Below are 14,486 nucleotides of genomic sequence, written 5' to 3'. Positions count from 1 at the left end.
AATTCTCCGCATTTGCAAGGCCACCCCAGCGCTAGAAGCCAGAGAACCAACACCTTACTGAGCCGTTTTCTCCGTGCGCAACACACGCCCATTCTTGCTCTCCGTCATGCTCACCCCAACGTTCCTTCCATCTCCCTCCAGGTTGGTCAGCGTGAGCTCCTGCACCCGTCCATCGCGGAGTTTCACCAGCAGCTTATCGGCGCTGAGAGCCGTGGCGGATTCCACCACGGCTTGGCGCTCGTAAGGCTCCAATACCGTTAGAAAACGAACCTGGGTGCCTACGGCACGGCTGGCGTACACCTTCCGCCGCGCGGCTTCGTTGCCAAATGGATAATCGCCGCCGAGGGTGGCTTTGAAGCGCACGGCTTGCGTGCCGGTGAGCGGCACGCGGATGATGGCGGGGGCTTTCGCGTCTTTCGGCTGCGTAGGCAGCGCGCTGCTTGGCCGCAGCCCCCCAACCTTGATCGGGCCGCCGTAGTAGTCCTGCCCGGGAACTGGAGGGGCCTCCACATTTTGCGCGCTGGCGAAGTCGGTCAAGGGGATTTCGTGCCCCTCCGCAGTCACCAGTTGCGCATCAGCCCAGAAGAGAGCTTTTTTCTTCGCGCCATCCGTGCTGACCTGCAGCGTTAGCTCATGCAGGCCTGCCACTGAAACGTCGATTTCCTTTTGGCCTAGAATCCAGACGCCGCTTTCGCCACTGGCGAGCATCCTGCCGTCGCCGCTTACCTGATAGCGCACCCACTGCTGATTGTCGTGGGTTTCAGGCGGCATGGCCACCATAAGCTCTTGCTGTTGAGGCCAGAGCGAGTGCACATTCAGTCGCAACGTGCCTGGCTCATTGAGCATCTCCCGCGTGCCGCTGTTGTCGGCTTCAGGGCCGTAATCAAACTGAAATTTTGCCACCACGGGTGCCGTGGCCGAGTACCAGTCCGCATCGGTGATGACTTGCGCGGCACTGTGCGGGTCGGGGCTGTACTGCGCGTCGTGGCGCAGCAGCTTCTTGCCAGCCGCAGCCAGGCTAGATAACCCTTTCATGTGCAGCAAGTTATCAAAGGTGTGCTGCTGACTGCTTTTTAGGTAGTCGGCTATTACCACATAATCGTCCGTCACGATGGCCAGGCGCCGTTGCAGCACCCGGTCGGTGTACGGCCCCAGTTCGCCGTATTGGCGGTCAGTCACGGGGGGCAGGCTCTGCCGGTTTTTGCGCATCTGGTCCGCTGGCGTTTCGCCGGCGAAATATTGCATGCCCAGATATGGAGCGTCTGACCAGCGAGCGTTCGTCTCGTGCGCGGCTACCTGCATCATCTGTCCCGCGTGAAACAGCAACTGCTCCGAGGGCACAGCCTCCTGCTGCTTTTGGTCCACGACCACCATGTTGTGGTTGACCGAGGTCTGCACGTAGAACTTGTACATGAAGTTGGGGTAGCCCCACCAGATCGTTTCGGGGTTCCAGAAGCTGCGGCCGTAGCGCGTGAGGTTATCCAGCGAAACCCGGTCGAAGTGGCCGTGGTAGCCGCCTTGGGTTCCGATTTTGAGTACCGCCTGAATTTGTTCGCGGGGAGGGCGATTCGGCGTCTGGGAGCGCAGCAAGGCATAGCCAATGTTTTCGGCGTAACCCGATTTGGTGTAAAGAGCAGGCGTCATGGCAGGCAATTCTGGGACGCCGTAAAGCAAGTCGCGCTGGCCCGTGAGCTTGATCACCGAGGCATAAGCGGGGTCGCGGTACACGAAGTAAGCGAGCTCCAGCCGCGGCCCACCCACCTTCTCCTCGTGCCCGTCGTTCATGCCAAAGGCGATGCCGCGGTAGTCGGCCACTGCCGGAATAGCATCCCAGAACTTCTTAATCGAGCGCGTTGTGTGCCGCTGCGGGCCCCACTTTTCGAACGACACGCCATAAGGCGGATGCAGCGCCCAAGGGGTAATAATGGCGTGGGCCGAGTACTCAGCGGGCACCTCCAAGTTTATTAGGTCGATGCCCCAGGGCTGGCAAGCCAACGCCGCCTGCGTCAGCTCGGCCGCAACCCACAGGTTGTAACCGGTGCTGACCTCCCACCACCAGCCGTCGTCCATCACCCCTTTGCTGAGGTAGTCGGTAAAGCCGGCGGGGCCGTAGAGATAGCGTTCCGCTGCCGTCAGGTCGCCCAGGGCGAGGGCGCAAAACAGCGCGCCTGTTGCTTGGGCTGTGCTCCAGTTGCCCATGTTGCCTACCGTCAAGTCAGGCTCGAAGGTTTCCATGTACAGGCGCAGAGTGCGCTCGATGGCTTGCCGGTCGGTGGGGCTGAGCACCTCGGCGTCTAAAATGGCATCGTAGGCAATGGCCACTCGCTGAAAGTTGTCGCCTTCCTGCGGGCCGCCGTTGTTGGTGCCGGCAAAGGTGGAAGGGTAACCGGTTTTCTCATCGGCAAGCCGGCGCAGAAACAGGGCTACCTTTTGGGCGTACTTCTTATTGCGGGTAAGCTGCCACGCATACACCGCGTTGGGCAGTGCGACGAAGTTGGCCTCCGGAAACACGAAGGCGTGCTTCTCGTTGGCCGCGTAGTTGTGCGGGGGAAGGGTGGCTTCCGGCACATTCCAGGTGTCGGCTGCTTGCACGTAGCGCACCTGCTCGGCCCTGGCCCACTCGTAGCGCTGCACCTTGGCGCGTACATCGTCCCAGCGGGCTGCCGTGTGCAGGATATTGGGATGCGGTACTTCCCGGGCTGTGATGAAAGTCAACTCATTGGGGAGCACACTGCCGTTGGCCGATGCCACCAGTTGTTGCCGCTCGTGCCCGCCGGCGGGCACTCCTTCCTGCGGCACGGCTACCGATACTACGCAAGCCGCCGACGCACCGGGAGCCAACCGCACCCGCGCGGGCGCCACCGTTGGAGTCATCACAGAAAATCCGCTGCGTTTAAAGGTCAGCATCACTTCCTGCGGCGTGTAGGTGCAGTTGACCAACGTGACGGTGTAGCGTGCCGTTTGGCCCGGCGCTACTGCTTTGCCCCGCACGGGTACCTCGATAGCTACCTGGGCCGCGCGGGTCAAGCGCACATTTCTGAGCCGAACCTTACCGGTTTCGCCGCCCGTGAACTTACCTTCCAGCCGTACGCCCTGGATGAACTTGAACATCGCGACTTGGGCGGTCGGCACGTCGAACAACGTCCAGGGCAGGGTGACGCGTTGCCATCCGCTGCTACCTCCCGGCACGATTACCGTGGCATGCGCTTCGGGCAGGTATTGCTGCTGCAGCTCGGCTTTGGGCGTGGCCAGGGTGACGCGTAACTCCAGGGTGTGCTCGTTGGGCACCCACACCTCAGCCTGCAAGCCGTAGAATGCACGGTAGTCGCGGGTGCCGTCGTGCTCCTTGCGGAAGCCCTGGGTGTACCACCCTTTTGGCCCGCCCGGGTAGTGAAACGAAGCCGTGCCGGGTATCTTCAGCATCGCCTCTGCTTTCCGGATTTCTACGCCTGACCATCCTGCAAAATCAAGTGAGCCAAGGGGTTGCCATGCCTCGGTTTCTGATATAGCTTGGGCCTTTGCTGTCGACAATGCAGGGAAACCAACCAAAGCCAGCAAATTCGCAAAGAGCAACCACAAGGCGTTCACAGGGTGCCCTTGGAGCAAGGTTTTTCTTTCCATGGAAAGCTGTGAGGAGCAGAAAAGGAGGCTGCTTATTTCAGGAGGTAAAAGGTTTGCTCGACGGGTTCGGCAGTCTGCACTTTCGGCTCGGCAGTACGCCCGCGCTGCCACGCTACCACCGTTACTTTCAGCGGAAACTTGCTGCGCGGCGGTATTTGGGTGAAGCGCAAGACGTTGCCTTTCACTTCAGCGGGGCCTTCCCGCACGTAGTAGCGCACCGGCAGCCCGGCATCGGAAGTGGCCGCGAGCGGCACCGTGGCACGGCGGGTGCGGCTCGCTTTCCAGTCGGTGGGTTTGGGAAACGTGATGTGCTGGCTGCCCCCTGCCGTGAGCCGCAGCGGAACGAGCATCTGGGCCTGCTGCACGGCGGGTTTGTAAGTCGCGTCGCCGGGATGCGTTGCGGTAAACCACAGCTCGTATTGGCGCAGGTTGGCTCCTAACCCACGGCTGAGCTGGAAAGCAAACGTGTCGGCGCTCACCTGTACGAACGGCCCCGTGATGCGGCTGATGGCTACGGGGCCCGCCGCAGAATGCCCAAGGGGCGTGCCCACCGGCAGACCGGCCCAGGTTGCGAGGCGGCCACTCACGGCGGGCACGGAGTCGAGAAACGTACCGCGCAGCCCGAAGGACAGCTCGTCGGCCAGCGGCTGGAATTGCAGGTTTATCTGCTGGTGCGTGTTGTGTTGGGGAGCCACCCGACCGTTTTGCAAGTAGCTCACTAACTGAGCCTTACCATTACGATGCTTGGCGCCGTAGGCTTCCGTAGCGCGGGCGTGCTCTTCGTCGAAATACCAGAAAGCCTGGGCAGGGTCGCCCGTATACTGGCCTACCGGCGCTGCGGGCGCGCTGTAAGGTTGATTGGGCCGCCACTTCTCCAGCAGCCACCCGGTTTTGGTCGGATCGATGCGCGTTAGCACGGGAGCCCGATCCATAGGCACCTTTTTGGGCAGGCGGTACTGGGCGGCTTTCCTGATGTAAAAGGCGAGGTAGGCGGTTTTTTCGGCGGTGGTAGCGAAGTGGCCTTCGGCCGGGGCAGCCAACATGCTCAGGGGGGTAAACGGGTGCTGCTGCCGCTCTTTCAGTCCTTCGGCCGACCACGTCGCGGCGGCCTCGTACTCGCCCATGGTCTCCAGGCCGGGAATGTAGTCGACGGTCCGGGCTCCCCAGATGTCGGGGGCAAACTGGTTGGCCCGAAAATAGGGCCACTGCCCACTCACCGACACGCACGCCAGCACGCGCGCCGGGGCCCACGCCGCCACGTAAAAGGGAGCACTGGCAGCGGCTGAGTGTCCCATGGGCACCAGCGGCGCATATGCCACCTCCCGGTAACCCGATTCGGCCGCCAGCTCTTTCAGCAGCCCCTCCAGGCTTTCCCCAGCGCCTTCGTTGAAGTTGAATTGCAAGTTGAAAGCCGGTGACACCCAAATCTCCGCGAAGCCCAGTTGGCTTAATTCCTTTCGAAACTGCGGGCTTTCCAGAATGGAAATTTCCTCCATGTTGTGCTGGGCAAACACGATTCCGCGCACCTGTTTGCAGGCAGGTGGAATCCAAAGAAACGCCCGCGCCGGGCCGGCCTTATCCGTGCCGCCCGTCACCGGCACCGACCACTGCCAGTCCTGAGCTTGGCTGGCGCGCGCCCAGCCAAGGAAGCCGAGAAGCAGAAGAAAACGGAGAGCAAAGCCAATAGAAAATCGAGGCACAGGAAGTAAAATTTGGGCTGTAAATCCTTGTTTGTAGCTTATTGCAAGTCCCAGTACACCACGTAGCGTTCACGGTGCGCTTTATAATAGGGCACCATCGTAATGCCCCCGGCACCCGTAGCAGCCGTGGTTGTGAAGGTCAAGGGATGGCCTGGTACTGGCTTGAGCCAGTCGGTCACGGTGCCGCCTTTGGTGGCGAGGGTGTGCACGAGGTCCGCCGGCACGTGGTAGTCGTAACCGTAGTACTGGTAAGGATCGGCGGGGTCGTGGTAGGGCGCGGTGCCGCTCATGCCTTCCGTGCCCATTTCACCTGCTAGAATGATGGGGCCGTAAGCGAAGGCGGCCTTCCTGGGGTTGTCGGGCGTGGCGATTACGCGCAGGGCCATGGGGTACGTGAGCTCGACCTGATCACCGTTTTTCCAGTTGCGGCTCACGGTGATATAGCTCCCGGGTTGCTGCTTTACGGCTACCGTTTTGCCGTTTACCTTCAGCGTTACGCCGTGGGTAGCCCACGCTGGGTAGCGCAGGTGCAGCGGCATGTCGACCGGTTTTTTCGTCTGAATGGTCAGCCGCGTGGTTTCCTCTTCCGGGTACTTCGTGTTCTGTACCACTTTTACGCCCCTCTCCTGCCAATTCAGTTCCGAAGGAATGAATAGATTGACATACAGGTCTTTAGCCCCGTGGTAGTAGATAGCTTCGCCGTACTTGGAGTGGCTCTCGAAACCCGAGCCCACGCAGCACCAAAACGACTCGGTAGGCGTGCTGTAGAGGCGGTAGGCGCCGGGCAGCATAGGTGAGAAGTACGATACCATGCCCGTTTTGGGGTCCTGCTGCCCGAGGATGTGATTGTAGAGCGCCTGTTCGTAGTAGTCGGCGTACTTGGCTTCGGGGTTCCAGGTAAACAGGTGGCGCGTCAGCTTGAGCATGTTGTAGGTGTTGCACGTCTCGCCGGTGTTGCCGGTGAGGTGCTCCGAAATCTTGTCGGGCTCGAAGAAGTGTTCCTTGTCGCTGTTGCCGCCGTGGGCATAAGTATGATGCTTCACCACGTCATCCCAGAAGAAAGTCGTCGCCTTCTGCGCTTTCAGGTCGCCGGTCAGCTCGTAGGCGCGAGCCTCGCCTACAAGCTTGGGAATCACGGTGTTAGCGTGCATGGTATTAAGCTTGTCCTGACCCTGCTCCAAAGGCTCGAGCACCGCCTTGTGGTAAAACATCTCAGCCAGCTTCCGGTGCTGCGGGTCACCGGTGATAGAATACAGGTTGTAGAAAGCATCGTTCATCCCCCCAAACTCGTTGCGCAGCATCTTGGCCAGCTGCTCCTGAGTCAGCGGCGAGAGCTTCTGGTAGGCCCAGCTGGCCATGCCCTTTTCTACCTCCAAAGCCTGCGGGTTGCCCGTGTACCAGTAGGCATCCGTCAAGCCCGCGAAGATCTTGTGCAGGGTGTACCAAGGCGCCCACACGCTGGTGCCGGCGATGTTGCGGTCGATGTAGTTTTGGGGGTAGGCGCTGAGGTAGCCGCCTTCATTCAGCGCCTTTTGCACCTGAGCCAGACCAGCGATCAGACTGTCACTTTTGAGTTTAAAGGCTTCGTTGCCCGTCGAGGCAAACTGAAAGGCCAGACCCGACAGGATGTGGCCCATGCTGTGGCCCCGCAGTTCCATGTCCAGCGCTTCCCAGCCGCCCAAGGGTTTAGGCATCTTGGTGGGGCTGGCTTTCTTATCGGTCAGCAAGCCGGCATTCACTCGAAAACTATGCAGCAGGCGCTCGGCGGGCAAAGAGAGGAGCCAGCGACCTTCGCGGTCCATGTTATCTTTGAAAGGGCTGCTGAGCACGCGCACGTCCTGCAAGTTGAAGCTGTAGGCCTGAATGGGGGCCCTTACCGCTACAGCAGTTTTTTCCTTCGTCTGGCCCGGATACTGAGCTTGTACGGCGCCGGCAGCAAGGCTCAGGGCTAGCAGCGCGGAAAGCCTGGTTCTTGTCAGGAAACCACATACAGAAAACGCCATCTTCACAATTGATTGATTTACAAAGGCTTACCTCTTTGCAGTTTCTGCAAGCGCAGTAACGCTTCTAGGTAGTAATAGTCGGCGTAGTTGATGCTGGCGTCAATCTCCGAGCCGTTAGGCTTATGGCCGGTCGAGTGCAGCAGAAAGGCCGGGCCTTGGTCGCGGGCTTGATACTGGGCCGTCGACAGCGAGGCAAGCATGTTCTCGGCCTGCCGCCGGTAGCGCTGAGCAACGGCTTGGTCGGGCATCAACGTAGAGAGTTCGAGCAAAGCCGAGGCAACGATTGCGGCCGCCGAGGCATCCCGCGGGGCTTTGGGAATATCGGGCGCGTCGAAGTCCCAGTAAGGAACCTGGTCTTCGGGCAGCCGCTGAATAAAGACGTCGGCCGATTTGCGCGCCCGGTCCAGAAACTCCGGCTCTTTGCTTTCGCGATAGCACATCGTGAAGCCGTAAATGGCCCAGGCCTGCCCCCGGGCCCACATCGAGTTGTCGCTGTAGCCTTGGTGGGTCACGCCCTTGATGAACTGCCCCGTTTTGTCGTCGTACACGGCCACATGGTAGCTCGTACCGTCAGGGCGGAAGTGGTGTTGACTGGTCACGCGGGCATGGCTCACGGCCATGTCGTAGAACTCTTTGCGGCCTCCGTTTTTGCTGGCCCAGAACAGCAGTTCAAGGTTGATCATGTTGTCCATGATTGTGTTGTGCGGCCAGTTCATCTGCTTGACCATGCGCGGCCACGAAAGGATGGTACCCACCCTGGGGTTGAAGAGCGTGGCCAGCGAGTCGGCAGCGCGCAGCAGCACCTGTTTGTACGCCGGGTTCTGCGTCAGGCGGTATCCGTTGCCGTAGCTGCTGTAGAACATGAAGCCCAGGTCGTGGTCCACTGTTTTGTGGTCGAGCACGGGAGCCAGGTTGCGCGTGAAGGTGTCAGCCTTCCCCTTCCAAAAATCAGTCGGCTGGTTTTCGAACAGGTACCAGAGCGTGCCCGGCCAGAAGCCACTGGTCCAGTCTTCCCGATCTACATACTCCCACTGGTTTTTGCCGGCGCCGATGCGCCGCGGCAGCTTCGTATAGTCCGGCGTTAGCGCCACGGTTTTGCGGGCCTGGGCGGCACAATACGCCAGCTGCTGGTCTACCTTAAAACCAGTGGCAGCAGAATCTGATGCTTGCGCCGATGGTATTTTGGGAGTGCAGCTCGGGGCGAAGCCACCGAGTAACAACAGCGGCATCAGGTAAGTGAAAAAGCGGGGGAGCGAGCGCATAATGCGGAATTTGAACTACTATTCTTTCAATTGAAGGGGGTACTTACCCACTTAGGAAGGGCAACAGCCTCAATTTTATATACTTGACTTCCAGCCCGTTACTGAAACATGATCGAAGCGTACGGTCGTGCTCACGGTAGTCAGGCGGGAACAGGCAGGCAGGCCCACGTACAGATCTTTTTTGAGGGCCGTGACCACGCTTCCTACCGGCGTCCAGGTCTGGCCATCGGGCGAGATCGCGCCGGATATCGTATTGCCTTTGCGCTCCAGGCGCAGCCAGTAATAGCTCACGAGACGGCCAAAGGTCACCACCGGCTCGGCGAGCGGCGCGCTGGTGTTTCGTACCTGGGTTAGCCCCGCATCCGCATCCCGCGTGACAAGGCGGATGGCCCAGCTCGGCATTTCAATCTCGCCGGTTTTCTGCGGCGCCAGCAACAGCGAAGCGTGGCGCGCACCGGGTGTCAGGCCTTCCCGCATCATCAGCCCCAACTGGGAAAACTGCGAGCTCACCTGCGGCACAAACCGAGCAACGATAACCCCGTCGCCCTTCAGTGGCACGTAGGCAAACTGAAATTGGTCGCTGGTGCTATCAATGCAACTTCCGGCGCCTTCGAGCCGGAACTGATCTCCGTCGTAGTAGGCCGAGCCGGCTACTTTTACCAATCCTACATCCTGTTGCTTCCACGGCGCCGGCAAGCCGGCACTGCTGCCAACTTCATAGGCATTGGGGCTGTCCCCCAAGCTGTTACTGGCCGTGACGGTGTAGTAGTAGATCGCGCCGGGTTGGGTTGTCTTGTCCGTATAAACGGGCGCGACAACACGCTGCGCGACAACGGCATAAGGCCCTCCCTTTTGGGTGGCCCGCTTTACGGTGTAGCCGGTAGCGCCCACGGCGGCCACCCAGGTCAGGGTTACCCCCGAAGGTTGCCCTTTGGCTACCAAGCCGCCCGGTGCCGACGGCTTTGTGGTCGCTGCACTGGCTTTTTCCGCCGGCCGGGTGTAGAAGAGTGTGCCGTAGCCGGGGTGGTCGGCTCCGGGCTTGCCGGGTCCTTCCGGGCGTAGCTTTTCGGCAGCCTGCTGAGTAAATGGGGCCGAGAGGCCCCGACGGTGCACGTAATGGTTGTAAACTTGCTCGTACAAGGGCCGCAGCTGCCCGCGGGTAATGGCGGAAACGCGCTGGTGATAGTATTTGCCCGTACGGTCCAGGGTGGTCACGAAGGGCACCTCGTCGTAGCCCAAGTTGTATTTGGCGGCGTATTCAAAGCCGCGCAGCAGCCGGTTATCGGCGTAGCTGTAGAGATCAAGGCCTTGATGCCAAGCCATTTCGCTGCACTCGGCCAACATGCCAATGCCGAGCTGGGCGTGGCCTTGGTCGCGGCCACTTTCCTGGCCCTGCCCGGTTTCGTTGATGATGTAGTTCGTCAGCCGGCCATCGCCCCAACCGTTCACGTAGTAGCGCAGCGCATCCTCGAACATCGGCCGGTCGTTACAGAAAATGCTGATGGCCAGCACAGTTTTCACCGCCGCCGCGTCCCAGTTGCCGTTCGCAAAGGGCGCGTATTCCCGCAGCACCGGGTAGATGACTTCCTTGAAGTGGCGCTCCGTTTTTTGAATGTCCGCTTCCGACCAACCCGCGTTCGAATAGCGAAGCAGTTCAGCGGCCTGCACCATCTTGAACGGCCCCAGGCCCGCCATGAGCACGGCGTCACGGCCCGTGATGCTGGTGAGCGTGCCCGACCAGGCGTTGACCAGCGCCTTGGCTTTCTCCGCGTACGCCCGCTCGCCCGTCAGGCACCACATCAGGGCGTTTTGGTGGGCAGCGTTGGCGTCCGAGTCGTAGGTACCCTGGCCAACAGTAGGGTTGCGGCCAACCATTGCCAGGGGCCCCTGCATGGCGTAAGTGGCCTGAGAAGCAGGATTTTGCCGAAACACCTCGTAGCCGGCATAAATGGGTTCCTGCTTCGCCGCAATGGCGCGCCTCATGCGGTCCAGGTCTTCTTGGCTGTGCAGCAAACCCGGATGCACAAAGCCCTGTCCTATTGATAACGTACTCATTATCAATAATTTAAACAGAAAGGCTATTCCAGCACTAGTCTTCATTGAGGTGTGCATTATTTGTGCTCCGTTACTTCAAGTATGATGGCCTGCCCACCCTTGGCCTTAAGGTCGAAGGCCAGGGCATCTCCTTTTTTAACTGCCAGCGTTCTTTTGGCAATGCTGCCTTGGCCGTCGTCTTCGTACACGGTGGCCGTGTAGGGCTGGCCTTTTTGCAGAAAATCGAGCTTAATTCGGCTTTGCCACGCCTGTGGTCCGGCGGCGTTGCCTACAAACCAAGTTTGGCCGTGGCGCCGGGCCACGCTGATGTTTTGGCCGATCTCCCCGGCGAGGTAATGGGTCTCGTTCCAGACGGTGGGCACGTACTTGAAAAATTCAATCTCTGCGTCGTTGGTGTACTCAGTGGGACGGCCGTACCAGAAAATGGCTTGCAAGGGACTGAAATACACCACCGTGAGGGCGAGCTGCTGGCCCATGCTCACCTTCAGGTTTTTGCTGTAGCTGTTCTTCGAATTGGGATAGCAGAAGGTAAAATCAGCCGGCCCGGCCAGGAAACGGGTAAACGGCAGCGTAGTGGTGTGAAAGGCATCGGGGCTGTTTTCGTCGCCCCGAATGCCCTCCTGCGTGAACAAGGCGGGGTACGTGCGGCTCAAGCCCGTCGGCTTGTAGTTGTCGTGGATGTTGAGAAACAGCCCCGCTTCGTTCACCTTCCTGATGGCCATGGCCAGCCAGGTAAGGCCGTTTTGGGAGAAGCCATCTACAAACCCAAACTTGAGCCCGCTGATGCCCCACTGCCTGTATAGCGGCAGGATGCTATCAAGGTGATTTTGAAGACCGATGTAATTGACGTACAGGACAATGCCAATGCCTTTTTCCCTGCCGTACTGAATCACCTTCGGCAGGTCAATGGCCGGTATGGGCACGGCCGGGTCCGAGCTCAGGGCTCGCTCCGGCCCGTACCAGCCCGCGTCGAAGAGGATATACTGAAAGTTATTGCGCGCGGCAAAATCAATGCAGTCGAGGCCGCTTTGGGTGTTGAGCTGGGCGCGGATGACTTTGCCGGGTTTCAGGCCGGCTGGTGTACTATTGGCGGGTGGGTTCAGCTTCAAATTCAATTCGCTGTACTGGTGCAGACCGATGGCCGTGCGGGCAAAGCTGATCGTGCGCCAAGGCGTCTGAAACGGCAACGCTACCCGAACGGCAGTATCGCGGGCGAAGGCTACGGCCAGGCTGCTGGGAGTGGTGCCCTTTCTCAGTTCCGCCTTGGTAAAATTGTCGTTGGCCGCCTCCCCTACGCTCAGGTAATATTTGCCATTGGTGAGCGTAGCCGGAAAGTCGCAGGTAGTTGCTAGGGAATCGAGGCGAGTAGGAGTAAACACCGACTCGTGATGATATTGGTAAACGGTGTAGGAATCGGTGAAATTGAATTCGGTATTCTCTTTCGCCATCACGGCATTGTCAACGCCCGCTTGCGCTGGCAGCACGTAGCGAAAAGCCACGCTCCCGTCGTATACGCGGGCCAGCAACTGCAAGCTCAGCCCTGCCGACTGCAAGGCCAGGTTGATTTCCTGGTATCGATTCTCGATGTGGTCATTCTCGCCCCACGCCCATGTAAATGAGTCATTGACAGGCTTTTGCGCCGCATTCTGCACGGCGGCATTGGTACCGACTGCGCGCCCGTTAAGGTCAAAGCCGAGACGGGACCAAGCAACTAGTTGCTGCCCGCCGTAGCTTGCCCGGTACTGCAAGTTGCCCTGCGCATCCACGGCGATTTCCAGCCGGGTTTTCTTATCCGGAGAAGAAATCAAATAGGATTTCTTCTCCCGGGCCTGCGTGGTCAGGGCTAGGGTCAACAATAGGAAATGCAAGAAGAGAACGCAGGCTTTCATAGGGTACGCGGTTGTGCTACTTCGTGGGAGTCAGCCAGATAGCTTGCCCACCCGAGGGCAGCAGCTTTACGTCCAGCGTCTGGTCAGCTTTTACTTTCTTGCGCATGATGCTCACCTTGGTACGCGTCGTTTGGGTGGGGTCATCGGCGTAGATAGAGGCGGTGTAGGCTTGGCCTTTGGGCAGGAAATTAAGGGGCAGTTTTAGCGTGCGGCTGTCGTTGTTGGTGATGGTGCCCACAAACCAATCCTGGCCTTTGCGCCGGGCCACGGTTACGTACTGCCCGATTTCGCCCTGCACGACTTTGGTCTCGTCCCAGGTGGTGGGCACTTTTTCGAAGAACTCCACTTCCGGCTCGCCCTGGTAGGCGCTGGGCTTGTCGTACCAAAACAGCGTTTGAATTGGGCTGTAATACACCGCCGCCAATGCGAGCTGATGGGCATGGGTGGTCTTGAGGCGCTTGTCGTAGTAGCAGATGGTGTAGTCGCCGGCGCCGGCGAGGAAGCGGGTAAACGGCAGCACGGTGTTGTGGGTGGCATCGGGAAATTCCTCGTTGCCGCGAATTCCTTCCTGGGTCATCACATTCGGGTAGGTACGGCTGGTGCCCGTGGGGCGGTACTCATCGTGAATGTTGACCATCAGCTCGTTGTCCATGGCCACCTGCACGGCTTCCGTAAGCCAGGTCGTCCAACGGTGCGAGCCCACCTGCACAAAGCCAAACTTAACCCCCTTCACGCCCCATTTTTTGTAGAGCGGGGCCAATTCGCGCATCTGCGCCAGCAAGCCCTGCTGGTTCACGTAGAGCCACACGCCAATGCCTTTTTCCTGGCCGTACTGAATCACGGCGGGCATGTCGATGGGCGCTACAACTTTGGTCACGTCGGAAGAAAAGCTGAAGGCCGGGCCGTACCACTTCCAGTCGAAGAGGATGTACTGCAAGCCGCGCGTGGCGGCAAAGTCAATGGCGTCTTTCGCTCCCTGCGTGGTCAAAGTCATTTCCCGGATGATCTTCCCCGGCTTAATCCAAGAAGCATCTTTGAGCTTCGTGGGCAGGTTGAGGTTGAGCACCAGGTCGTTGTGCTCCAGCAAATCGCCGGGCTTCTCCCCGATCAGGATGGCTCGCCAGGGCGTGGCCACCGGCGAGATCAGGTCCACGCTTTCGTACATGCTCGTAACGACGGTGTTGGGCTTGGTCGGGCTCAGCTTGAACTTGGTCATGGCATAGTCCGTCAGGCCGGCTTCCAGCAGGCTGGCGTAGAGGCCATTGGGCAGCGCTAGCGTCAGCGGCCGTTCGCTGGGCTCGGGCCAGTTACGGAGCGGAAGTGCCTCGTACTTGCCTTGGGCCCAGGCCGTGTAGTACGCCTTCGTGTCGGCCGGTAAGGTAAACTCGTCGTTTTCCGCCATCACACGGTAGTAGATACCTTTGGGATGCTCGGGAAAGAAATACCGAAAGGCGATGCCCTCGTTGTAGGCCCGCACCTGCAGGCTCACCCGGTAGTCGGGATTGTCGTCTTTTGCCAGCTGGATGTCCAGTTGGTTGTAGTGGTCCCGAACCTGGCTGCGCTCGCCGTAGGATGGCTGCCACACCGTGTCGTGGCTGATAGTCAGCTTGTTGGTCAGAATTAGGTTTTCCGACCAGTCGGAGTGGCGATCAACCGGCAACGCCATGGCGTGCTCAAACACGTGGTTGTCGATCTGAATGTCCAGCCCCGACTCCAGCACCACGGGCTGCTTGCGAAATTCGACGTGGTAATACAGGTGACGCTTGCCCGGCGCCGTTTCCTTTTGGTACACCGTCACCATCACTTTTCCATCAGGTGACAGCAATTGCGTGGCGGGCAGAACAGCTGCCTGACCGTAAGTCAAGCCGCTGCTTATAAACAGTATTATATTGATTACAAGGCATTTAACCTCAGCTATCCTTCTGGTCATAAAAAGCACGTAGCGCGAAAAGAGTT

Annotated in this window: 7 protein-coding genes; all 7 read right to left on the bottom strand. The window is 59.5% G+C overall.

Annotated elements, in window-relative coordinates; translation table 11 throughout:
• Window positions 1-54: 54 nt before the first annotated feature.
• The 7 genes from FHG12_RS16785 to FHG12_RS16755 all read right to left on the bottom strand — a co-directional run bounded on the left by FHG12_RS16785 (window position 55) and on the right by FHG12_RS16755 (window position 14,394).
• Window positions 55-3,423 carry a COG1470 family protein gene (locus FHG12_RS16785; RefSeq protein ID WP_139516825.1) on the bottom strand — a complete coding sequence of 1,123 codons (3,369 nt, stop codon included), beginning with the start codon at window positions 3,421-3,423 and terminating at the stop codon, window positions 55-57.
• A 230-nt stretch (window positions 3,424-3,653) separates the two neighbouring features.
• Window positions 3,654-5,321, bottom strand: coding sequence for a hypothetical protein (locus FHG12_RS16780; protein WP_139516824.1), 1,668 nt, complete (start codon window positions 5,319-5,321; stop codon window positions 3,654-3,656).
• 38 nt (window positions 5,322-5,359) lie between these two features.
• Complete coding sequence (locus tag FHG12_RS16775) at window positions 5,360-7,324, bottom strand: glycoside hydrolase family 127 protein (RefSeq protein WP_139516823.1); 1,965 nt, start codon at window positions 7,322-7,324, stop codon at window positions 5,360-5,362.
• A 17-nt stretch (window positions 7,325-7,341) separates the two neighbouring features.
• Window positions 7,342-8,586 (bottom strand): glycoside hydrolase family 88 protein, encoded by a 1,245-nt coding sequence (locus tag FHG12_RS16770; protein WP_139516822.1) that lies wholly within the window; start codon window positions 8,584-8,586, stop codon window positions 7,342-7,344.
• Window positions 8,587-8,661: 75 nt separating this feature from the next.
• The gene (locus FHG12_RS16765) at window positions 8,662-10,641 is read right to left on the bottom strand and encodes an alginate lyase family protein (protein ID WP_230471168.1); all 1,980 of its coding nucleotides are present in this window, start codon (window positions 10,639-10,641) and stop codon (window positions 8,662-8,664) included.
• Window positions 10,642-10,697: 56 nt separating this feature from the next.
• A complete protein-coding gene (locus tag FHG12_RS16760; protein WP_139516821.1) occupies window positions 10,698-12,530 on the bottom strand; it encodes a glycoside hydrolase family 97 protein in 1,833 nt (610 codons plus the stop codon).
• Between the two features lie 16 nt (window positions 12,531-12,546).
• Window positions 12,547-14,394 (bottom strand): glycoside hydrolase family 97 protein, encoded by a 1,848-nt coding sequence (locus tag FHG12_RS16755; RefSeq protein ID WP_230471167.1) that lies wholly within the window; start codon window positions 14,392-14,394, stop codon window positions 12,547-12,549.
• Between the last annotated feature and the right edge of the window lie 92 nt (window positions 14,395-14,486).

Source organism: Hymenobacter jejuensis (assembly GCF_006337165.1).
Taxonomy (GTDB): Bacteria; Bacteroidota; Bacteroidia; order Cytophagales; family Hymenobacteraceae; genus Hymenobacter; species Hymenobacter jejuensis.
Note: the sequence above shows the minus strand (reverse complement) of the source record. Positions and strands in the feature narration are given on the sequence as shown.

Excerpts from the sequence above, each read along its gene's own strand:
- FHG12_RS16785 (WP_139516825.1), bottom strand. The coding sequence starts at position 3,423 with ATGCTGAAGATACCCGGCACGGCTTCGTTTCACTACCCGGGCGGGCCA.
- FHG12_RS16775 (WP_139516823.1), bottom strand. The coding sequence starts at position 7,324 with ATGGCGTTTTCTGTATGTGGTTTCCTGACAAGAACCAGGCTTTCCGCG.
- FHG12_RS16770 (WP_139516822.1), bottom strand. The coding sequence starts at position 8,586 with ATGCGCTCGCTCCCCCGCTTTTTCACTTACCTGATGCCGCTGTTGTTA.
- FHG12_RS16765 (WP_230471168.1), bottom strand. The coding sequence starts at position 10,641 with ATGAGTACGTTATCAATAGGACAGGGCTTTGTGCATCCGGGTTTGCTG.
- FHG12_RS16760 (WP_139516821.1), bottom strand. The coding sequence starts at position 12,530 with ATGAAAGCCTGCGTTCTCTTCTTGCATTTCCTATTGTTGACCCTAGCC.